General features: G+C 73.5%; 18 protein-coding genes. 2 read left to right on the top strand and 16 right to left on the bottom strand.

Translation table 11 applies throughout. The features are described from left to right. Positions 1–6: 6 nt before the first annotated feature. From NJC10_RS04030 to NJC10_RS04015, 4 genes are all read right to left on the bottom strand, one after another. On the bottom strand, positions 7–1,524 hold the full coding sequence (locus tag NJC10_RS04030; protein ID WP_319074732.1) for a DASS family sodium-coupled anion symporter: 1,518 nt from the start codon (positions 1,522–1,524) through the stop codon (positions 7–9). Positions 1,525–1,746: 222 nt separating this feature from the next. Continuing rightward, positions 1,747–3,843: an ATP-dependent DNA helicase gene (locus NJC10_RS04025; RefSeq protein ID WP_319074731.1), complete on the bottom strand. Its 2,097-nt coding sequence runs from the start codon at positions 3,841–3,843 to the stop codon at positions 1,747–1,749. Further along, positions 3,840–5,453: a GTPase HflX gene (hflX, locus tag NJC10_RS04020; protein WP_319074730.1), complete on the bottom strand. Its 1,614-nt coding sequence runs from the start codon at positions 5,451–5,453 to the stop codon at positions 3,840–3,842. Before hflX ends, NJC10_RS04025 begins: the two co-directional genes overlap by 4 nt. Positions 5,454–5,518: 65 nt before the next feature. Further along, positions 5,519–5,842, bottom strand: coding sequence for a GNAT family N-acetyltransferase (locus NJC10_RS04015; protein ID WP_319074728.1), 324 nt, complete (start codon positions 5,840–5,842; stop codon positions 5,519–5,521). A gap of 293 nt (positions 5,843–6,135) precedes the next feature. Between NJC10_RS04015 and NJC10_RS04010 the strand changes: the two genes are divergently transcribed. Continuing rightward, positions 6,136–6,771 (top strand): class I SAM-dependent methyltransferase, encoded by a 636-nt coding sequence (locus NJC10_RS04010; protein ID WP_319074726.1) that lies wholly within the window; start codon positions 6,136–6,138, stop codon positions 6,769–6,771. 33 nt (positions 6,772–6,804) lie between these two features. Here the strand turns inward: NJC10_RS04010 and dapF are convergent, their stop codons facing one another. The 12 genes from dapF to dapA all read right to left on the bottom strand — a co-directional run bounded on the left by dapF (position 6,805) and on the right by dapA (position 20,190). Further along, positions 6,805–7,746: a diaminopimelate epimerase gene (dapF, locus tag NJC10_RS04005; RefSeq protein ID WP_319074725.1), complete on the bottom strand. Its 942-nt coding sequence runs from the start codon at positions 7,744–7,746 to the stop codon at positions 6,805–6,807. A 22-nt stretch (positions 7,747–7,768) separates the two neighbouring features. Further along, the gene (gene miaA / locus NJC10_RS04000; protein WP_319074793.1) at positions 7,769–8,683 is read right to left on the bottom strand and encodes a tRNA (adenosine(37)-N6)-dimethylallyltransferase MiaA; all 915 of its coding nucleotides are present in this window, start codon (positions 8,681–8,683) and stop codon (positions 7,769–7,771) included. 2 nt (positions 8,684–8,685) lie between these two features. After that, positions 8,686–10,215 (bottom strand): tRNA (N6-isopentenyl adenosine(37)-C2)-methylthiotransferase MiaB, encoded by a 1,530-nt coding sequence (gene miaB / locus NJC10_RS03995; RefSeq protein ID WP_319074724.1) that lies wholly within the window; start codon positions 10,213–10,215, stop codon positions 8,686–8,688. A gap of 9 nt (positions 10,216–10,224) precedes the next feature. Further along, positions 10,225–11,142, bottom strand: a complete 918-nt coding sequence (locus NJC10_RS03990; RefSeq protein ID WP_319074722.1) for a regulatory protein RecX — start codon at positions 11,140–11,142, stop codon at positions 10,225–10,227. Then, entirely contained in the window at positions 11,142–12,206 is a 1,065-nt protein-coding gene (gene recA, locus NJC10_RS03985) for a recombinase RecA (protein WP_248115244.1), read from the bottom strand. Before recA ends, NJC10_RS03990 begins: the two co-directional genes overlap by 1 nt. A 204-nt stretch (positions 12,207–12,410) precedes the next feature. After that, positions 12,411–12,629, bottom strand: coding sequence for a DUF3046 domain-containing protein (locus tag NJC10_RS03980; RefSeq protein WP_248115245.1), 219 nt, complete (start codon positions 12,627–12,629; stop codon positions 12,411–12,413). A 131-nt stretch (positions 12,630–12,760) separates the two neighbouring features. After that, positions 12,761–13,171, bottom strand: coding sequence for a helix-turn-helix domain-containing protein (locus NJC10_RS03975; RefSeq protein ID WP_282442432.1), 411 nt, complete (start codon positions 13,169–13,171; stop codon positions 12,761–12,763). 129 nt (positions 13,172–13,300) lie between these two features. Further along, entirely contained in the window at positions 13,301–13,795 is a 495-nt protein-coding gene (locus NJC10_RS03970; RefSeq protein WP_298712737.1) for a CinA family protein, read from the bottom strand. After that, entirely contained in the window at positions 13,792–14,439 is a 648-nt protein-coding gene (locus NJC10_RS03965) for a CDP-alcohol phosphatidyltransferase family protein (protein ID WP_248115247.1), read from the bottom strand. The genes NJC10_RS03970 and NJC10_RS03965 overlap by 4 nt, the downstream gene beginning before the upstream one ends. Next, positions 14,418–17,522: a DNA translocase FtsK gene (locus NJC10_RS03960; protein WP_319074720.1), complete on the bottom strand. Its 3,105-nt coding sequence runs from the start codon at positions 17,520–17,522 to the stop codon at positions 14,418–14,420. Before NJC10_RS03960 ends, NJC10_RS03965 begins: the two co-directional genes overlap by 22 nt. 49 nt (positions 17,523–17,571) lie before the next feature. Next, positions 17,572–19,257 (bottom strand): ribonuclease J, encoded by a 1,686-nt coding sequence (locus tag NJC10_RS03955; RefSeq protein ID WP_319074719.1) that lies wholly within the window; start codon positions 19,255–19,257, stop codon positions 17,572–17,574. A gap of 15 nt (positions 19,258–19,272) precedes the next feature. Further along, complete coding sequence (gene dapA, locus NJC10_RS03950; RefSeq protein WP_319074718.1) at positions 19,273–20,190, bottom strand: 4-hydroxy-tetrahydrodipicolinate synthase; 918 nt, start codon at positions 20,188–20,190, stop codon at positions 19,273–19,275. Positions 20,191–20,262: 72 nt separating this feature from the next. Here dapA and NJC10_RS03945 point away from each other — a divergent pair, with 72 nt between their 5' ends. Then, complete coding sequence (locus NJC10_RS03945; protein WP_319074717.1) at positions 20,263–21,444, top strand: heparan-alpha-glucosaminide N-acetyltransferase domain-containing protein; 1,182 nt, start codon at positions 20,263–20,265, stop codon at positions 21,442–21,444. Positions 21,445–21,451 lie beyond the last annotated feature (7 nt).

Raw genomic sequence — 21,451 nt, 5'->3', positions numbered from 1 at the left:
GGACGGTCAGACCAGGCCGAGCCACCGCCAGTACGTGGCGGAGAAGAGCAGGACCATGAGGTAGCCGATCACCGTGATGGGCAGTCCCGCCTTGAGGAACTGCATCGGGGTGAACGCGCCCGTGCCGTACGCGAGCATGTTCTGCGGCGCGGAGACCGGCAGCAGGAAGCCGAAGCAGATCAGGAACTGCATGATCACGACGAACCCGAGGCCGCCCTCCGCGGCGTTCGGGATGGACGCGGCGAAGGCGATGAACACCGGGATCAGGGCGCTCGAGAGCGCGGTGGCCGAGGCGAAGCCCAGGTGGATGAGGATCGTGAAGGCGCCCATGACGGCGATCAGCGCGACGATCGGCAGCTCGGCGAGGCCGAGCGCGGTGAAGGTGCGCTCCGAGAGCCACGCGGCGGCGCCCGTCTTGAGCAGCAGCGAGCCGAGCGAGATGCCCACGGCGAACACCACGAGCGTGCCCCAGTTGACGAGCTTCTCCACGGTCTTCCACGAGAACACGCCGACGCGCGGGAGCAGGAGGAAGGCGACGGCGGCCAGGGTCACGGTGGTCGCATCGACGGGATGCAGGACGCCCTGGGTGGCCCACGCGGTCACCAGGAGGACGGCCACCACCGTCAGGCGCATCTCCTTGCCCGTCATCGGGCCGAGGGCGGCGAGGTCGCGCTGGACGACCTCGCGACCGCCGACCATGCGGTCGGTCTCCGGCTTGATGGCCCAGCGCATCACGAAGTAGAGCACCACGGACATGACGGCGGCCCACGGCGCGCCCCACACGAACCACTCGAGCCACGTGATCTGGCGGCCCATCTGGTCCTGGATGAAGCCGACAGCGACGAGGTTCTGGGCCGCGGAGGTCATGATGCCGATGTTCCAGATGGAGATGGCCTGCGCGGCGGTGATGACGAGCAGGGCGCTGAGCTTCGAGTCGGTGGGCATGCCGAAGGCCGCTACGAGGCCCATGAGGATCGGCACCACCGCGCCGGCGCGTGCCGTGGCCGACGGGACGAAGAAGGACAGGATGATCGTGATGACGATCGTGCCGATGAGGATGTTGCTCGTCTTCTCGCCGGCGAACTTCAGCACGAGCAGCGCCACGCGCTTGTGCAGCCCCGTGGCCTGCATGGCGGCGGCGAGCACGAGGGCGCCGGCCACGAGGGCCACCGCGGAGTTGGAGAAGCCGCCCAGCGCGAGCCCCAGGGCGCCTGACGTGCCGAGGGCGGTCTCCGGGTCCGCCATGTCCGGGGCGAATCCGACGAGGAACGCGATCAGCCCGATGATGAGCACGGCGCTGACCGGGTAGGTGACGGCCTCGCTCACCCACACGATGACGGCGAACGCGAGGACCGCGAGCGCCCGCTGTCCGGCGACGGAGAGTCCGAGCTCCTGCAGGCCGGGCATCAGGGCCACCGCGGCCATCGCGAGGACGGCCAAGGCCAGCCACACCGGCTTGAGGTTCAGGTGCGCCAGGAAGGAGTCGTGGTGGCGATTCGCCGCGCGCTCGTGCGCCCGGACCACCTCCCGCTCCTCGCGGGCCTGGCCGCCCAGGGAGGCGCGGCGTTCGGCCGTCCTCCGCAGTCGATGGGATCTTGAGGTCCTGCCGGTGGCCAGGGCCGCCCGCCTTCCCGCCGCGCGCGGCGGCGTGCTCGCTCCGGAGGGCCACGGGGCCGGGGCCCTCCCCACGACTCTAGGCCTGACGTGGGCTCCTGACGGCCGCCGGCCGGGTGTCGTCGGACGCCCTCAGTCCTCCTCGGCGAGGCGCGCCAGCACGCCCCGCACCACCTGCCGGTCCGTGGTCCGCCAGAAGTCCGGCAGAGCGCTCGTGATGTAGCCGCCGTAGCGCTCGGTGGCCAGACGTGAGTCCAGCACGGCGACGACGCCGCGGTCCCCGACGGCGCGCACGAGGCGGCCGGCGCCCTGGGCCATGCGGACGGCGGCGTGCGTGGCCGACACCTTCATGAACCCGTTGCCGCCGTGCCGGGCGATGTCCCGCGTGCGCGCCTGGGAGAGCGGGTCGTCCGGGCGCGGGAACGGGATCCGGTCGATCACCACGAGGCGCAGCGAGGAGCCCGGCACGTCCACGCCCTGCCACAGGCTCATGGTCCCGAAGAGGGAGGCGTCCCGCTCCTCGGCGAACTGCCGGACGAGTGCGGAGAGGGTGGCATCGCCCTGGCACAGGATCGTCTGCGTCGGGCCCAGCCGGCGGCGCATCTCCGCCGCGGCGTCCTCGGCGGCCCGCCGGGAGGAGAACAGGCCGAGCGTGCCGCCGTTCGAGGCCTTCATGAGCTCCCCGAGCTCGTCGAGGGACTCGGGGGAGGCCGTCCTCCCGGGACGCGGCAGGTGCCGGGCCACGTACAGCACGCCCTGGCGGGGATAGTCGAAGGGGCTGCCGACGTCGAGGGCGGTGTACGCGGGGGCGTCAGGCCCGGCGAGGCCGACGTCACCGGCCACCGAGTCGAACCGCCGCTCCCCCGTGCCCACGGTCAGCGTGGCGGAGGTGAGCACCGTGGTGGCCTTACCGAAGAGCCCCTCACGCAGCTTGCCTGCCACCGAGATGGGGGCCACGTAGAGCTGCGGCGGGTCCTCCTCGTTGCCGGGCTGCCAGCCGACGCCGGGCTCGAAGTGCCCGGGCCGCGTGGCCCACAGGACCTCCGGGAAGTCGGCCTCGGGGCGCGCGGCGAGCATGCGCTCGGTGACCTCGAGGACCTCGACGAGGCGGGAGCGGGCCATCTGGTGGCCGCCGTCGCCGTCGGCCTCCTTGTCCTTGCTCTGGCCGAGGTCTGAGAAGCACTGCCGGGCGGCAGCGAGGACGGCGGTCAGCGCCTGCTCCTGCACCTCGTCCGGGCCGGTGGCGAGCAGCCCCGAGGGGGTGCCCGCGAAGGCGCGGTCCAGGGCAGCGCCGGCCTGCACGAGGTCCTCGACCGCCACCGAGGTGTGGCGCCGGACCGAGGTGGCGGCGCCGTGCACGATCGAGCCGGAGAGCTGGCCCGTCACCGCGCCGGTGACGCGGTCCTGCAGCTCGTGCGCCTCGTCCACCACCACGGCGGAGTAGGCGGGGAGCACGGCGAGTCCCTCGAACGCGCTGATCGCGAGCATCGCGTGGTTGGTGACCACCACGTCGGCGTCCGCGGCGTCCGCGCGGGCGTGCTCCGAGAAGCACTCGTCCGCCATGGGGCAGCGGGACGCGCCGAGGCAGTCGACGGCCGAGACCGAGACCTGCCGCCAGGCGCGGTCCGTCACGGGGACCTCGAGGTCGTCACGGTCGCCCGTCTCCGTCTCGTCCGCCCACGCACGCAGGTACATGACCTCCTTGCCCAGCAGCGACGACGGCCCTGAGGCCCCGTCCGAGGCGGAGCCGATCACGCCGCCGTCGTCGGCCACCGTGAAGAGGGCCTCCTCGCCCTCGTCCCCGGGATACCCGCCGTCCACCTTGTGCCGGCACAGGTAGTTGGAGCGCCCCTTGACGAGCGCGACGACGGGCTCGCGCGGCAGCTCCCCCTTCAGCGCCTCCACGAGGCGCGGGGCGTCCCGCTTCATGATCTGCGCCTGGAGGGCCAGGGTGGCCGTTGCGATCACGACGGGGTCCTCCTGGTCCATGGCGTGCTGCAGCGCCGGGATCAGGTAGGCCAGCGACTTGCCGGTGCCGGTCCCGGCCTGGACCAGCAGGTGCCGCCGCGACTCGAGGGCGCGCGCGACCTGCAGGACCATCTCCTTCTGGCCCGCGCGCTCCTGGCCGCCCGTGGCCTCGACCACGGCGTCCAGGAGCCGCAGCGCCTCCCTCTCCCGATCCGTGCGGGGGGCCGAGACGGCCCCCTCCGCGGCGTCCGCCCCGCTCATGAGGCGTCGGAGTCCACGCGGTGCTCCGCGAGCTCGGCGGCGATGTCCTCGCGCACGAGGACGGTCAGGCGGGTGCCGCCCTCCTCATAGGCCTCGGCGAGGATCTCCGCATCCGCGGAGTGCAGGCGCGAGACCACGTCGCCCCGCGTGAACGGGACGAGCAGCTCGAGGCGCACGCCGGGCCGCGGGATCGTGGCCGCAATGGCCTTCTCCAGCTCGTCGATGCCGGCGCCGGTGCGGGCCGAGACCACGACGGTGTGCGGCTCCTTCGAGCGGATGCGGGCGATGACCACGGGATCCGCCGCGTCCGCCTTGTTCAGCACGATGATCTCCGGGATGCGCTGCGCGTCCACCTCGGCCAGCACGCCGCGCACGGCGGCGATCTGCCCCTCGGGGTCCGGGTGCGCGCCGTCCACGACGTGGAGGATGACGTCCGCGTCCGCGACCTCCTCCAGGGTGGAGCGGAAGGCCTCCACGAGCTGCGTGGGAAGGTTGCGCACGAAGCCCACGGTGTCCGAGAGCGTGTAGCCGATGCCGTCCGGGGTCACGGCCTTGCGGACCGTGGGGTCCAGGGTGGCGAACAGCGCGTTCTCCACGAGCACCCCCGCGTGGGTGAGGCGGTTGAGCAGTGAGGACTTGCCCGCGTTGGTGTAGCCGGCGATGGCCACGGACGGCACCCGATTGCGCCGGCGGTTGGCCCGCTTGGCCTCGCGCGCCGGCTTCATGGCGGAGATGTCCCGGCGCAGCTTGGCCATGCGCGTGCGGATGCGTCGGCGGTCCAGCTCGATCTTCGTCTCGCCAGGGCCGCGGGAGCCGATGCCCTCGCCGCCGGCCGCACGGCCGCCGGCCTGGCGCGACATGGACTCGCCCCAGCCGCGCAGGCGAGGCAGGAGGTACTCGAGCTGGGCCAGCTCGACCTGCGCGCGGCCTTCGCGGGACTTCGCGTGCTGCGCGAAGATGTCCAGGATCAGCGCGGTGCGGTCGATGACCTTGACCCGCACCACGTCCTCGAGCGCGCGGCGCTGGGACGGGGCGAGCTCGGAGTCCACCACCACGGTGTCCGCGCCGGAGAGGGCCACGATCTCCGCGAGCTCACGGGCCTTGCCCTTGCCGAGGAACGTGGCCGGGTCCGGGGTCGCGCGGCGCTGGATGACACCGTCCAGCACCTCCGAGCCCGCGGTCTCCGCGAGCGCGGCGAGCTCCTGGAGGGAGTTCTCGGCGTCCTCCGCGGTGCCCTCGGTCCACACGCCCGCCAGGACCACCCGCTCGAGGCGCAGCTGGCGGTACTCGACCTCGGACATGTCCTCGAGCTCCGTGGAGAGCCCGGCCACGCGGCGCAGGGAATGGCGCGCGGCCAGTTCGTCCTGGTCGCCGTCGAACTCGGTGTGCTCGTCCCCGCCCTCGGCGAGCGCGAGCGCGCGGCCCCCGACGACGGACGCCCGATCGCGCGTCTGGGAGGCCTGCTCGGACGCGTCGTCCCGGCCGGACGCGCGGCGGGCGTCGTCGGCGGCGAGGATGCGGTCGATCACGGCCTGGATCTCGTCCTCGGATCCTGCCGCGGCGGGTCCCGGCCCGTTCTGGCCGGCGGTGTTCTGGTGCTCTTCAGTCATGGTCTCCTCTGGGCGCCCGTCGGTGGGGCCCGGTTCGAATCAGCGTAGTGGGTGGGGCGGACGCGCTAGCGGCCCTGTGGAGCTCGGGCGACGTCCTCGCGGGTCCACGCGTCCAGCCGGCCGGTTCCCTCAGGCAGCCGCGCGATCAGCGCCTCCAACGGTGCGGTGGCGATCCCCCTGCCCTCGTGGTCGGGGTGGACGGCGATCGCGTCGATCGTGGCGAGGCCGGCCTCCTCTGCGCCCTCCGCGCCGGGCTCGACGTCGAGGATCCCGAGGACCTCACCCCCCGAGCCGACGGCGACCCACCGGGTCGAGGGGAAGGACAGGGCGCGGCAACGCAGCCAGCTCGGCGTGTCCGGCGGGCGCGCAGGGCGCAGCGTGATGCTCATGGGGATGTCCTGTTCGCGTCAGCGGGGCCCGGGCGCACGGAAGCGACGCCTCAGGGGCGGGATGCGGGGTGTGACGGCGGCCGGAGCGGGGCTCCACGGCGGGCGTCAGGCGAACAGCAGGAACATGAATGACACCCTACCCGGCCCCCACCGCAGCGGGAAGCCTCTCCCCCGTGGGCGAACACCCTCTCCGACATGGCGCCGCAGGCCGCCCCGGCGCCGCCGACCACGCCACGGTCCCCGTGAACGGCGCCGGCCAGGCGAGACGGTCCGCGGCCCACCGCCTGACTACGATGGTCCGCGTGAGTCAGCCAGCCCACTACTTCTCCTCCGACCCCGGGACGCCCGAGCGACGCCGGCGGATCGAGGTCGAGCTCGCGGGCCGGACCGTGGCCGTGCAGACGGCCAACGGGATCTTCTCGCCCGACGGGATCGACAAGGGCACCGCCGCCCTGCTCTCCGTGGTCCCCGTGCCGCCGTCGCACGGCGCCTTCCTCGACGTCGGCGCGGGCTGGGGACCGCTCGCCCTCACGCTCGCACTGCGCTCGCCCGAGGCCCATGTGACCGGCGTCGAGGTGAACGAGCGGTCGATCGGTCTGGCCCGGGACAACGCGGCCGCCGTGGGCGCCGAGAACGCGGTGTTCCTGCGGCCCGAGGACGTGCCGGCGGACGCGGGCTTCGACCTCATCTGGTCCAACCCGCCCATCCGCGTGGGCAAGGAGGTGCTCCACGAGCTGCTGGAGCGCTGGCTGCCCGCGCTGAACCCGGGCGGCGAGGCGTGGCTCGTGGTGCAGAAGAACCTCGGGGCCGACTCGCTGCAGCCCTGGATCGCCGGGATGCTCGAGGACCGCACGCCGGGGGCGTTCACCGTGCGGCGCGCGGCGACCGTCAAGGGGTTCCGCATCCTGACGGTGACCCGGCAGGCCTGACCCGGGGCCGGAGCGTCGGCCGGCGACCGGGTCTCAGCCGCGCAGCTCGCCGTCGAACACGAGCTCGGCGGCCCCCGCGAGGACGACGTGCTCCTCTCCGTCGGAGGCCAGGACGAAGTCCACCGCGAGCACGCCGCCCGGGACCTCCACGAGCCACGAGTCCGCGCCCTCGGGCCCGGCCCACACGCGCATGGCCGCCGCGGCCGCGCACGCGCCGGTGCCGCACGAGTGGGTCTCCCCCACGCCGCGCTCGTGCACGCGCATCCGCACCCGGCCCACGCCCCCCTTGACGAGCGGCTCGTGGGCGGCCACGAACTCCACGTTGGTGCCGTGCGGCGGCTCGGGGTCCACCTCGGGAGCCGTGTGCAGCTCCAGTGCCTCGAGCTCCGCGAACGCCCCGAGCGGGACCACCGTGTGGGGGTTGCCCATCGAGATGCTCAGGCCGGGACGGGCGTCCGTCAGCCCGGTGGCGCGCACCATCGAGTCGGCGGCCGCGTCCTCCGCGAGCTCCGGGTCGATCAGGCTCCAGGGGCCCATGTCGATCGCGTAGCCGTGCTCCATGCGGGTGACGGACTTCGCGCCCGCGCGGGTTCCGATGGTCAGCGCCGAGCCGACGGGCAGGTCCACGAGCTCCTTCTCCACGAGGAAGTGGACGAAGACGCGCACGCCGTTGCCGCACATCTCGGCGACCGAGCCGTCCCCGTTGCGGTAGTCCATGAACCACTCGGCCTCGGGAGCCGCGGCCAGCACCTCACGGCCCTCGGGGAGGTGCGCCGAACGCACGGCGCGGATGACCCCGTCGGCGCCGATCCCCTGGTGGCGGTCCGCGAGCATCGCGACGCGGGAGGGCTCGAGGTGCGCGTTGCCGTCCGGGTCGGCGATCAGCACGAAGTCGTTGCCCGTGCCGTGGCCCTTCGTGAAGGGCAGCGTGGGCGTGGTGTCGACGACGGCGGAGGCGCCGGGCAGGAGGCTCATGCGGGCCAGTCTAGGAGGCGGGCTAGGCGGCGAGCACCGCGAGGGAGCGCTCGAGGACGTCGGGGGCGAGGGCGTCGACCCAGCGCACGCGGGGATCGGCGCGGAACCACGTCTCCTGGCGGCGGGCGAAGCGCCGGGTGGCCACCACGGTGCGCTCGACGGCGTCGCCCAGGCTCGCGGTGCCGTCGAGGACCTCGAGCACGGGCGCGTACCCGATGGCCTGGGAGGCGGTGCGCCCCTCCCGCAGGCCGGCGGCGTCGAGGCGCCGCACCTCCTCGACGAGCCCGGCGTCCACCATGGCCGCGACGCGCGCGGCGATGCGCGCGTGGAGCACGGCGCGGTCGATCCGCAGCCCGAGCTGCACGGCCGGCGCCACGGAGTCCGCGTAGCGCCGCCGCGGCATGAACGCCGAGAACGGCCGGCCCGTGATCCGGTGCACCTCGAGGGCGCGCACCAGGCGCCGCTCGTCCGCGACCTTCTCCGCGGAGACCGGGTCGACGGCGGCGAGCTCGGCCCGCAGCGCGGCCTCCCCGCGTGCGGCCAGCTGGGCCTCGACCTCCCCGCGGACCGCCGGATCGGTGGGAGGGAACTCCAGCTCGTCGAGGGCCGCACGGACGTACAGGCCCGACCCGCCGACGAGGATCGGGGTGCGACCCCGCGCCCGGATCTGCGCGAACAGCTCGCGGGCGCGCCGCTGGAAGTCCGCGACGGAGGCCTCCTCGCGCACGTCCAGGACGTCGAGGAGATGGTGCGGGACGCCCTCGCGCTCGGCCTCCGTGACCTTCGCGGTGCCCACGTCCATGCCGCGGTAGAGCTGCAGCGCGTCACCGTTGACGATCTCCCCGTCCAGCCGGTGCGCGAGGGCGACGGCGAGAGCGGACTTGCCGGTCGCCGTCGCCCCCACCACGGCGACGACGGGAGGGCGCGCGGCCGGCATGCTCACCCGCGCGGGCGGATCGTCGGCATGCCGAGGCGCGTCGCCCCGGAGGCGGAGGGGGCCGTCCCGTCCGGCGCGCCCGGGCCGGGGACGCCGCAGGACTCGGCCTGGGCCCGGTCCCACGCGTCGCCGGCGCGCGAGCGGCGCAGGGCGTAGTCCTCGGGGCCCGGATCCGCGATCGCGAAGAACGGGCGCGCCTCGGCGACGATCACGGTGACGAAGTCGCCCGGGCGGGGCGTCTCGGCGCCCTCGGGCACGGAGAAGTGCACGAGCCGATTGTCCTTCGCGCGTCCGGCGAGGCGGCCGCGCTCGGCCGACTTCGAGCCGGAGTCGGCGGTGACGAGCAGCTCCTGCCGCGTGCCCGCAAGGGTGGCCATCTCCTCCGCGGAGATGCGGTCCTGCAGCGCGACGAGCCGCTCGAAGCGCTCTTGCACGACGGCCTTGGGCACCTGGTCCTCCATCTCGCCCGCCGGCGTCCCGGGGCGGATGGAGTACTGGAAGGTGAACGCCGAGGCGAAGCGGGAGGCCTCGACCACGCGCATCGTCTCCGCGAAGTCCTCCTCGGTCTCCCCCGGGAAGCCCACGATGATGTCGGTGGTGATGGCCGCGTGCGGGATGCGCTCGCGGACCCGCTCGAGGATGCCGAGGAACCGGGTGGAGCGGTACGAGCGGCGCATCGCCTTGAGGATCCGGTCCGAGCCGGACTGCAGGGGCATGTGCAGCTGGGGCATGACGTTCGGGGTCTCGGCCATCGCGTCGATGACGTCGTCGGTGAAGGCGGCCGGGTGGGGGCTCGTGAAGCGCACGCGCTCGAGGCCCTCGATCTGACCGCACGCGCGCAGCAGCTTCGCGAAGGCGCCGCGGTCACCGAACTCGACGCCGTAGGAGTTCACGTTCTGGCCGAGGAGGGTGACCTCCACGGCGCCGGCGTCCACGAGCGCCTGCACCTCGGCGAGGATCTCCCCCGGGCGGCGGTCCTTCTCCTTGCCGCGCAGGCTCGGGACGATGCAGAACGTGCACGTGTTGTTGCAGCCCACGGAGATCGAGACCCAGCCGGAGTGCGTGGAGTCGCGCTTGGTGGGCAGCGTGGAGGGGAACACCTCGAGGGACTCGAGGATCTCCATCTCGGCCTCGGCGTTGTGGCGGGAGCGCTCGAGCAGCACGGGCAGGGAGCCGATGTTGTGGGTGCCGAAGACGACGTCCACCCAGGGCGCCTTCGCCTGGATGGTCGCCTGGTCCTTCTGGGCGAGACAGCCGCCGACGGCGATCTGCAGGCCCGGGTGCGCGGCCTTCACGGAGCGGAGGTTGCCGAGGTTGCCGTAGAGGCGGTTGTCCGCGTTCTCGCGGACGGCGCACGTGTTGAACACGACGAGGTCCGGCTGGTGGCCCTCTCCCGCGAGGGCGTAGCCGGTCGACTCCAGGAGGCCGGAGATGCGCTCGGAGTCGTGCACGTTCATCTGGCACCCGAAGGTGCGGACCTCGTAGGTGAGGCCGTCGTGCGGGAGGGCGGGGGCGGGGTCCGTCAGAGTCACCGGACCATTCTAGGAGGCGTCCGCCTCGTGCTCCCCGAGGACCTCCGTGACCACCCCGAACGCGAGTCCGGGGGCGTAGCCCTTCCGACCGAGCATCCCGACGAGGCGGCGCACCACCTTGTCCCGCTCGGCGCGGTTCTCCGGGGAGTCGGCCGGCGGCACCGTCTTCCCGCGCATCCGGCGGCGGGCGAGCTCGAGGGCGGCGGCGCGCTCGTCCTCCGGCTCGATGGCCTCGAGGGCCTCCTCGGCGACGTCCCGGTCCACGCCCTTCTCGTGCAGCTCCCGGCCGATGGCCCGGCGGGACAGGCCGCGGCCGCGGTGACGACTGCGCACCCATACCTCGGCGAAGGCGGCGTCGTCCACGAGCCGCACCTCCTCGAACCGGTCGAGCACGTGCTCGATCAGCTCCGGCTCGGCCTCGCGCTCCGCGAGCTTGCGCTCGAGCTGGCCGCGCGAGCGCGGGCCCATCGCGAGCTGCCGCAGCACGACCTCGCGCGCGGCCTCCGCGCGCTCCCGGGGGTCCTCGGGCAGGGGCGCCGGCCCCGGCCGACGACGTCGGCGAGGACGCGCGGCCTCGTCCGACGCCTCGGCGCTGCGGCCCACGACGGACGGCTCAGGCTCCGGAGCGGGCGGGGACGAGGGCGCGGCGGCCTTCGGCGCGCGACGCTTCTTCGTGCCCGGCGCCGTCGTCGGGCCCGGAACCGTCCCCGCGCCGCTGGTCCACGGCAGTGGCGTGACCCCGCCCGTGGTCGGCGCGGGGCTGGGCAGGTCGCTCGCCCGCGTGAGGAGCGCGCTCAGGTCCGCCGGCTCCGGAGGCGCCGGTTCCGCCGGCGAGGCCGCGGCGGGATCCAGCCCGGCCAGGTCGAACCAGAGCCGGGCCACCTCGGAGTCCCGGGAGTCGTCGAACCCGGCGCCGTGCCCCGACATCAGGCCTTGGTGTCACCCGCCACGGCCGCGAGGACCGGCGCCCCGTCCTCCTCGGCGGCCTCCGGGTCCACGCCGATGCCGAGCTTCGTGAGGATGCGCTGCTCGATCTCGAGGGCCAGGTCCGGGTTGTCCTTGAGGAACCGGCGGGCGTTCTCCTTGCCCTGGCCCAGCTGGTCCCCGTCGTACGTGAACCAGGCGCCGGACTTCTTGACGATGCCCTCCTCGACGCCCATGTCGATCAGCCCACCCTCACGGGAGATGCCCACCCCGTAGAGGATGTCGAACTCGGCCTGCTTGAAGGGCGGGGCCATCTTGTTCTTCACGATCTTGACGCGCGTGCGGTTGCCGACGGGGTTGCCGCCCTCCTTCAGCGTCTCGATGCGGCGCACGTCGATGCGCACGGAGGCGTAGAACTTGAGGGCCTTGCCGCCGGTGGTGGTCTCCGGGGAGCCGAAGAACACGCCGATCTTCTCGCGCAGCTGGTTGATGAAGATGGCGGTGGTCTTGGTCTGGTGCAGGCGGCCGGTGATCTTGCGCAGCGCCTGGGACATCAGGCGGGCCTGGAGACCCACGTGGGAGTCGCCCATCTCACCCTCGATCTCCGCGCGCGGCGTCAGGGCCGCCACGGAGTCGATGACGACGATGTCCAGGGTGCCGGAGGAGACCAGCATGTCCATGATCTCAAGGGCCTGCTCGCCCGTGTCCGGCTGGCTGACCAGCAGCGCGTCCGTGTCCACGCCGAGCTTGCGGGCGTAGGCCGGGTCCAGCGCGTGCTCCGCGTCGATGAACGCCGCGATGCCGCCGTTGCGCTGGGCGTTGGCCACCGCGTGCAGGGCGAGCGTGGTCTTGCCCGAGGACTCCGGGCCATAGATCTCCACCACGCGCCCCCGCGGGAGGCCGCCGATGCCCAGGGCCACGTCCATGGCCACCGAGCCGGTCGGGATGACCTCCACCGGCGCCTGGGTCTGATCGCCCAGGCGCATGACGGAGCCCTTGCCGAACTGCTTGTCGATCTGGGCCAGTGCCGCCTCGAGGGCCTTCTCACGATCCGTCACGTTGCTCATCCTTCACCCCTTGATGTGGTCTGTGCTCGTGCGGGACTCTGCGACGCCCGCCTCGGCCATGTCAGTGACACTACGAGGTGGGGCGGACACGTTAGGCGCGCACCCAGTCTGCTGTGCACGGGCCGGCGGCCCCTGCGGCTGTGCAGGACTCTACCCCATGGATTCGAACACGTGTTCGAAGCGGTGCCCCGACCCGCCGCAGGGTCAGCGCGTCGGCGGCACGTCCCGCCCGAGACGCCGTTCGGCGGGGATGTCGTTCAGCTCGCAGACGGCCCGCCACACGGCCCGCGGATCCACGCCCGCGGACAGCGCCTCCCGCGCCGTGGCGTCCAGTCCCGGCAGGTGCAGGCTGTCCGCCTCGACCGCGGCGCGCGCGGCGCCGAACTCGTCGTCCATCAGTCTCCAGAACTCGCTCACCCGCACGGTGGCCCTCCTCTGCTCGTCACGGACTCCTCCTCGCGGGGGCGCGGCCCCTCGCCCGGGGCCGGCCTCCCCCGCATGCACACGGGCGCCCCGCCGTGATGGCAGGGCGCCCGGAGGCGGAGCGGTGGGGATCAGCGGCCGGCCAGGGAGCCCAGCTCCGCGGCGCCGGCCTCGCCCATGCCCTCGGGCACGGTGTCCGGGATGACCACGCCCTCCTGCTCGGCAAGGCGGTCCGAGACCTCGCGGAGCATGAAGGACAGGGGGACGTCGAGCGCCCCGCAGATGGAGGCCAGCAGCTCGGAGGAGGCCTCCTTCTGGCCGCGCTCCACCTCGGAGAGGTAGCCGAGGGAGACGCGGGCGTCGTGGGAGACCTCGCGGAGCGTGCGGCCCTGCCGCTGGCGCACGTCACGCAGGACGTCGCCGATCTCGTGCCGGAGGACGGGCATGGTGCGCTCCTTGATGTCGGGGGTCTCCGCGCGGGGGCGAGGCTGCTCGCCGACCCAGCGGGTGATGCCGTTGGCATGGACGGGGTGTCGCATCATGTCTATCGCGTGCTCCTGGACTTTCGCTGAGGACGCCGGACGGGGGCCTGATCCCCCACGGCCGTCTTCTTGACTCGTTCCATTCAACCGGCTGGAGGCCGGGTTCATTCCCGCTCGGCCGCACCGCGCTCAGGAACCCCCGCGACGCTCCCCCGCGGTGGCGAGCCGCTCGAGGCACGCGACCACGGTCCCCCGGCGGATCGCGGCCCGGTCGCCCGGCAGGCGCAGCCCCCACGCCTCGGCCTGCTCCACGCCCGCCTCGTCCGTCCACGCCAGCGCGATGAACACGGTCCCCACCGGCTTGCCCTGATGGGGCTCCGGCCCGGCCACGCCGGTGGTCGCCACGCCGACGTCGGCGCCCAGCACCCGGCGCGCACCGCGCGCCATGGCCTCGGCCACCCCGGGATCCACGGCCCCGCGCTCGGCCAGCAACGCCGCCTCGACGCCGAGCACCTCCGCCTTCACGCGGTTCTGGTACGCCACCACACCGCCCTGCAGGACCGCAGAGGCGCCCGGCACGTCCGCGAGGGTGGCGGCCACGAGGCCCGCAGTGAGCGACTCGGCGGTCGCCAGCGTCAGCTCGTCCCGGGCGAAGCGGGCGACCACCTGCGCGGCCGTGCTCATGCGGCGGTCCGGCCCGCGAGCGCGTCCCGGCGGAGCGCGGCGGCGTCGCGGACGTACTCCACGCCGGTGACCACCGTCAGCGCGGTGGCCACGCCGATCACGGTCCAGCCCAGCCACGGCCACCAGCCGCCCACCAGGGCGCCCAGCGGCATGAGCAGCAGGCCGATGCCCGCCGCCTGCAGCACGGTCTTCAGCTTGCCGCCGCGGCCGGCCGGCATGACGCCGTACCGGATCACCACGAAGCGCATGAGGGTGATCCCCCATTCGCGCACGAGGATCACGATCGTCACCCACCACCACAGCTCGCCCAGGAGGGAGAAGACCACGAGCGCGGCCCCCGTGAGCAGCTTGTCCGCGATCGGGTCCGCGATCTTCCCGAAGTCCGTGATCAGCCCGCGCGCGCGGGCGATGTCGCCGTCGAGCTTGTCCGTGTACATGGCCGCCGCGAACAGCCCGAAGGCCACCCAGCGCGCCGTGAGCGAGTCCTGGCCCCACGGCCCGCCCGCCCACAGCGCCCACACGAAGAAGGGGACCATCAGAATCCGCACGCTCGTGAGGATGTTCGGCAGGTTCCAGGCCGACGGCCGCTCCCCCGCCCGGCCCTCGGCCGTCCGCTCCGTGCTCATCTGCCCGTCAGCTCCCATGCGTCCTCGGATTCCCCCTCGTCCTCCCCATCGTCCCAGGCCTGGGCCTGCGGACGGGAGTCGAGGTCCTCGGCCACCAGGTCACGCGGTGCCGCGGACGACGACGGCGCAGGCGCCGGAGCAGGCCCCGCCGGCGCGGTGTCCCCCGAGATCGCGGCGAGCACCTCGGCCACCTCGTCGGGCTTGACCAGCACGTCGCGCGCCTTCGACCCCTCGGAGGGGCCGACGACGCCGCGGGACTCCATGAGGTCCATGAGGCGGCCGGCCTTCGCGAAGCCCACGCGGAGCTTGCGCTGCAGCATGGAGGTCGAGCCGAACTGGGTGGTCACCACGAGCTCGACCGCCTGCAGGAGCAGGTCCAGATCGTCGCCGATGTCCTCGTCGATGACCTTCTCGGTCTTCTCCGGCACCACGTCGTCCCGGTACTGCACCTGCATCTGGGCCTTCACGTGCTCCACGACCGCGTGGATCTCGGACTCGTTCACCCACGCGCCCTGCACGCGCATGGGCTTCGACTTGCCCATGGGCAGGAAGAGCGCGTCGCCCTGGCCCAGGAGCTTCTCGGCGCCGGGCTGGTCGAGCACCACGCGGGAGTCCGTGACGGAGGACGTCGCGAACGCCATGCGGGAGGGCACGTTGGCCTTGATCAGGCCGGTGACGACGTCCACGGAGGGGCGCTGGGTGGCGAGCACCAGGTGGATGCCGGCGGCGCGCGCGAGCTGGGTGATGCGCACGATCGAGTCCTCGACGTCCCGCGGGGCGACCATCATGAGGTCCGCGAGCTCGTCCACGATCACCAGCAGGTACGGGTACGGCCGGAGGACGCGCTTGGAGTCCGGCGGCAGCTTCACCTGCCCCGCGCGCACCGCCTTGTTGAAGTCGTCCACGTGCTTGAAGCCGAACGCCGCGAGGTCGTCGTAGCGGGTGTCCATCTCCTTCACCACCCACTGGAGGGCCTCGGCGGCCTTCTTGGGGTTCGTGATGATGGGCGTCACGAGGTGCGGGACGCCCTCGTAGGCCGTGAGCTCCACGCGCTTGGGGTCGACCATGACCATGCGGACCTCGTCCGGGGTGGCCCGCATGAGGATCGAGGTGATCATCGAGTTCACGAACGAGGACTTGCCCGCGCCGGTGGCGCCGGCGACGAGCATGTGCGGCATCTTCGCGAGGTTGGCCACCACGTAGCCGCCCTCCACGTCCTTGCCGACGCCCATGACCATCGGGTGGTCGGTGCGGTGCGCGGCCTGCGAGCGCAGGACGTCGCCGAGCACCACCACCTCCTTGTCCGGGTTGGGGATCTCGATGCCGATGGCGCGCTTGCCGGGGATGGGGCTGAGGATGCGCACGTCGGAGGAGGCCACCGCGTAGGCGATGTTCTTCTCGAGCGCCGTGACCTTCTCTACCTTGGTGCCGGGGGCGACCTCGACCTCGTAGCGCGTGACGGTGGGGCCGCGGGAGAAGCCGGTGACCTGCGCGTCCACCTTGAACTCGGTGAACGTGGTGGTCAGCGCGGCGACGACGCGGTCGTTGGCCTCGGAGCGCTCCTTCGGCTGCGGGCCAGCGGGCAGCAGGTCCGACTGGGGCAGCGTGTACGCGGCGTCCCCGCCGAGCTCGGCCTGCCGGCCCCGGGCCGGAGCGGCGGTCATGGGCGGCACGGGGGCCGGCGTGCTCACCGCCGGCACCGGGGCAGGCACGGCCGACGCCGACTCCTCCTCGGGCTCGGCCGCCTCCTCCACAGGCTGCGTCGGCTCCTCCGCCTCGCCGTCCGGCGTGGCGGCGTGACGGGCGCGGGCGTGCTCGCGGACCCGCTCGAGGGCCCGGTCGGCGGCGGTGGGGCGCTTGACCCCCGGGGGAAGCACCGGGGCCGCGTCCTCGTCCACCCAGGGGTCGAACGACTCGGCGGTGGCGTCGCCGCGGGCCGCGGGAGCGGCCAGGTGCTCCTCCGCGTCGAACACGCCCTGCTGGCCCCGCGCGGGACGGCGGGGGGCGGGCGCGGCGGCGCGCGGCTCGAGCACGAGCGTGGCGTCCTCCTCCGTGGCCTCCGCGGCCTCCGCGGTCCCGGCGGCGTGGGAGCCGGCCCCGGCCGCGGAGTCCAGGATCACGGGAGAGTCGTAGGCGGCACTCTCGTGGCCGCGTTCGGATGCAGCGTCCCGGCCGCGGTCACGCCGCCCGAAGAGGCGGGCGAACAGGCCCGGGCGGGGACGCGCGGAGTCCTCCGCGGCGTGGCTGCCCACGGCGTCGAGGTAGGACTGGTCGTGGTCGGGGTGGGTGCGCGCGGGCTCCGCGGCCTCCTCCCCGGCGGCGCGCCGCTCACGGCGTGCGTCCCGGCGCTCGGCGCGGCGGGCCGAGGCGCCCTCGGGGTCCTGGCCGGTGAGCCAGTCGTACGCGCCCGTGATCCGTTGCGGGATCGAGCCCAGCGGGGTGGCGGTGAGGACGAGCAGGGAGAAGAAGGCGAGGGCGGCCATGAGCACCCACACGGGGACGGCCGTCAGGAGCGAGGCGAGCGGGACGGTCGCGAGGTAGCCGACCATGCCGCCGGCGTGCAGCACGTCCTCGAAGGACTCTGCGGCCGAGGGCAGCCCGCCGGCCAGGTGGGCGAGGCCGCTGCCCGCCACCGTGGCCATGAGCAGGCCGATGATGATGCGGCCGTTGGCGCGCAGCTCCTGGGGCGTGCGGAAGCACCGCACCGCCACCACGAGCAGGGCGAGCGGCAGCAGGAAGGCGAACCATCCCACGGTGCCGCCCACCACGCGGTGGACCACCTCGCCGAAGCCCGGCGTCTCCCGCAGGCCCCACCACTCCACCGCGGCGATGACCGCGGCGACGATCAGCAGGAGCAGGCCCGTGCCGTCCCGGCGTTCGTCGCGCGGGATGCGCACGTCACGGCCGAGCTTGCGGAAGAGCGCGCCCACGGGGGTCGCCACTCCCATCCACGCCGCGCGCAGGGCGCGGACAGGGGCGGGGGGCTGATCGGAGGCAGCGGCGGTCGCGCCCTTCCCGGCGGAGGCCCGGGCGGCGGTGGAGCCGGCTCGGGTCTTCGACGAGGAGGACGACGACCGCGGGGGGGAAGTGCGGGTCGCCATGCCCTCCACGGTACCGCCCGGGGCGGACGCGACAGCGCCCGCAGGCGTGTCAGGCCTCGAGGATCACCGGCACGATCATGGGGCGGCGGCGCAGGCGGCGGTTGACCCACGTGCCCATGGTGCGGCGCACGACCTGCTGCAGCTGCTGCGTGGTGTGCTCCTTCTGGCCCTGCACGGCCTCCTCGATGGCGCGGGCGATCTTCGGCTTGATCTCCTCGAAGACCTTCTCGTCCTCGGCCACGCCGCGGGCGTGCACGTCCGGGCCGGACACGATCGCGCCGCTCTGGCGGTTGACGACGGTGACGATGGAGATGAAGCCCTCCTCGCCCAGCACACGGCGGTCCTTGAGGTCGAGGTCGGAGATCTCGCCCACGGAGGAGCCGTCCACGTAGACGTAGCCGCAGTCGACCTCGCCGACGATCTGCACGCGGCCGTCGGTCATGTCCACCACGGTGCCGTTGGCGGCCAGGATGACGTTCTCCTTCGGCACACCCGTCTTCTCGGCGATGCGGCCGTTGGCGATGAGGTGGCGCGTCTCGCCGTGCACGGGCATGACGTACTCGGGCTCCACGATGTTGTAGCAGTAGAGCAGCTCGCCCTCGGAGGCGTGGCCGGAGACGTGGACCTTGGCCATGCCCTTGTGGACCACCTGCGCGCCGAGCTTCATGAGCCCGTTGATCACACGGAACACGGAGTTCTCGTTGCCCGGGATGAGCGAGGAGGCGAGGACCACGAGGTCCCCCTCCTGCAGCTGCACCTGGTGGTCGCCGTTGGCCATGCGGGACAGCGCGGCCATGGGCTCGCCCTGGGAGCCGGTGACCATGAGGACGACCTCGTCGTCCCGGTACTTGTCGATCTTGCGGATGTCCACGAGGATCCCGTTGGGCACGTTGAGGTAGCCCAGCTTCTGCGCGATCGTCATGTTCCGGATCATCGAGCGGCCGCCGAAGGCGACCTTGCGCTTGTGCTTCGCGGCGGCGTCGAGCACCTGCTGGACGCGGTGCACGTGCGAGGAGAACGAGGCGACGACGATGCGGCGCTCGGCCGTGGCGAAGTAGCGCTCCAGCGTGGGGCCGATCTCCTTCTCCGTGGTGGTGAACCCGGGGACCTCGGCGTTCGTGGAATCGGTCATGAACAGGTCCACGCCCTCCTCGCCGAGACGGGCGAAGGAGCGCAGGTCCGTGATGCGGCCGTCGAGCGGCAGCTGGTCCATCTTGAAGTCGCCGGTGTGCAGGATGCTGCCTGCGTCCGTGTGGATGGCGACGGCGAGGGCGTCCGGGATGGAGTGGTTCACGGCCACGAACTCGCACTCGAAGGGGCCGTACTCCTCGATGTCCCCCTCCGTCACCGGGACGAGGACCGGCTTGATGCGGTGCTCCTCGAGCTTGGCCTCGATGAGGGCCAGCGTCAGCCTGGAGCCGATCAGCGGGATGTCCTTGCGCAGGCGCAGGAGGTAGGGCACGGCGCCGATGTGGTCCTCATGACCGTGGGTCAGCACGATGCCGACGACGTCGTCGAGGCGGTCCCGGATGTAGTCGAAGTCGGGGAGGATCAGGTCCACGCCCGGCTGGGTCTCCTCGGGGAAGAGCACGCCGCAGTCGACGATCAGGATCTTGCCGTCGATCTCGAAGGTGACCATGTTGCGGCCGACCTCCTCGAGGCCGCCGAGCTGCACGATGCGGCAGGTGTCACGGGCGAGCTTGGGCGGGGTGGACAGGCGGTTGCCTGGAGTCATGTGAGGGAGTCCTTGTCAGAAGGTGATGCCGGCCTCGGCGAGGTCGGCGCGGATGAGGGAGAGCTCGTCGGCGGTCGCCGGGACGAGGGGCAGCCGCACGGCTGCGGAGGGAATGTGGCCCTGGGCGGCGAGCACGGCCTTCGCGGCCACGGCCCCCTGGACGTGGGTCATGATGCCGCGCTGGACGGGGTCCAGGGCGAAGTGGTGCTCGCGGGCGGCGGTCAGGTCTCCGGCCGCCACCGCGTCCACGAGGGCGCGGTACAGGGCGGGGGCCACGTGCGCGGCCACGGAGACGACGCCGACGGCGCCGAGCGCCATGAGCGGCAGGGTCGCGCCGTCGTCGCCGGAGTAGAGGTCCAGGTCCGAGTGCGCGAGGACCGTGGTGGTGGACTGCAGGTCGCCCTTGGCGTCCTTGAGCGCCTGGATGTTCGGGTGCGCCGCGAGCGCGATGAGCGTCTCGGGCTGGATCGGCATCACGGAGCGGCCCGGGATGTCGTAGAGCATGATCGGCAGGTCGACGCCGTCCGCGATGGTCTCGAAGTGTGCGCGGATGCCCGCCTGGTTGGGCTTGTTGTAGTACGGGGTGACCAGCAGCAGGCCGTCCACGCCGGTCTTCGCGGCGAGGCGGGACAGGTGCAGGCTGTGCGCGGTGTCGTTGGTGCCGGTGCCGGCGATGACCGCGGCGCGGTCCCCCACGGCCTCGACCACGGCCCGGAACATGTCCAGGTTCTCCGCGTCGGTGAGCGTGGAGGTCTCCCCCGTCGTGCCGGTGACCACGAGGCCGTCGGCGCCCTGGTCGACGAGGTGGGCGGCGAGCGACTGCGCGGCCGCGAGGTCCACGGCACCGTCCTTGGTCATGGGCGTCACCATGGCCGGGACCACCGTGCCGAAGAGCTTCTCGGTGGGGGCGGTGGTGTGACGGGCGGCGTTCATGCTCTCCAGCCTACCTGCGAGAATGCCTGCGTCCGGGACCCGGGCGCCCACCCCGCCCTCCGAGGAGCCTTGATGACGCACCCCGCCCCGCCCGCACGGCTGGCCGGAGTGGACGCCGCCCGTGGCGTCGCCCTGCTGGGGATGGTCGCCGTGCACGTCACCGCCCCCCTCGACGCCGACGGGGAGCCGAGCCTGGCCCACCTCCTCTTCGGGGGGCTGGCCTCGGTCCTCTTCGTCACACTCGCCGGGGTGGGCCTCGCCCTCATGACGGGCGGGGCGGCCGGAGCGGACCCGGCCCGTCTGCCCCTGCTGCGCCGCCGGATCGCCCGCCGCGCCGGCCTGCTCTTCGCGCTCGGGCTGGCATGCGCGTGGCTGGGGACGCCCGTGGCCGTGATCCTGTGCCACGACGGACTCCTCTTCCTCCTCGCCCTGCCGTTCCTGGGGCTGCGGGCCCGCGCGCTCGCACTGCCGGCGGGGGTCGGGCTGATCGGCGGCCCCGTGCTGGTCTTCGCGCTCAGCGCGGCGGGGCAGGCCCTGCTGGGGCAGGAGGAGTTCCTCATGGACGCCCGCCTGTGGGTCACCCCCTCCCCGGAGCACCTCCTCACCCCGGGGCTGCTGCTCACCGACCTGCTGCTGACCGGCTACTACCCCGTCCTCTCGTGGATCGGCTTCCTGCTGCTCGGCCTGTGGCTGGGGCGCCTGGAGCTGGAGCGTCCGCGCGTGGCCGCGGCCCTGCTCGCCGGAGGCGCCGTGGCCGGGGCGGCCGCGACCGCGGCCGGTTCGTGGCAGCACCACGACCCCGCACAGCTCCAGCGGATCGCCGCCGGCACGGGCGTGTCCCTCGCCGAGCTGCCGACGGCCCTGGCCACGGGGGACCACCGCCTCGCATGGCTCGTGCCCGATCCGCTGTGGCTCGCGGTGGTGGCCCCGCACTCGGGATCCGTGCTGGAGGCGGTGCGCGCGGCGGGCTGGGCGGCGGCGGTCCTGGGGCTGTGCCTGCTGGCCGCGCGGGCGAGCGGCCTCCGCCCCGCGCTCGCCCCGCTCGCCGGGGCCGGGCGGGTGACGCTCAGCCTCTACGTGGGGCACCTCGTGCTCATCGCCGCGCTGGGCGCGGCGGGGCTGCCGTCCGAGGGCGGGGCCGTCGTCGCCGCGTTCTGGATCCTGTGCCTGGGCGCGGGCTTCGCGGCGCTGCGCACGGGGCGGCGGGGCCCGCTCGAGGCGGGCGTCGCGGAGCTCTCCCGCGCGGGCGAGTGAGGCCCGC

The sequence above is a fragment of the Micrococcus sp. M4NT genome, assembly GCF_033790745.1.
In the GTDB taxonomy this organism is placed as follows: Bacteria; Actinomycetota; Actinomycetes; order Actinomycetales; family Micrococcaceae; genus Micrococcus.
The sequence above is the reverse complement of the archived record's forward strand: the minus strand, read 5'-3'. Positions and strand labels throughout refer to the sequence as shown.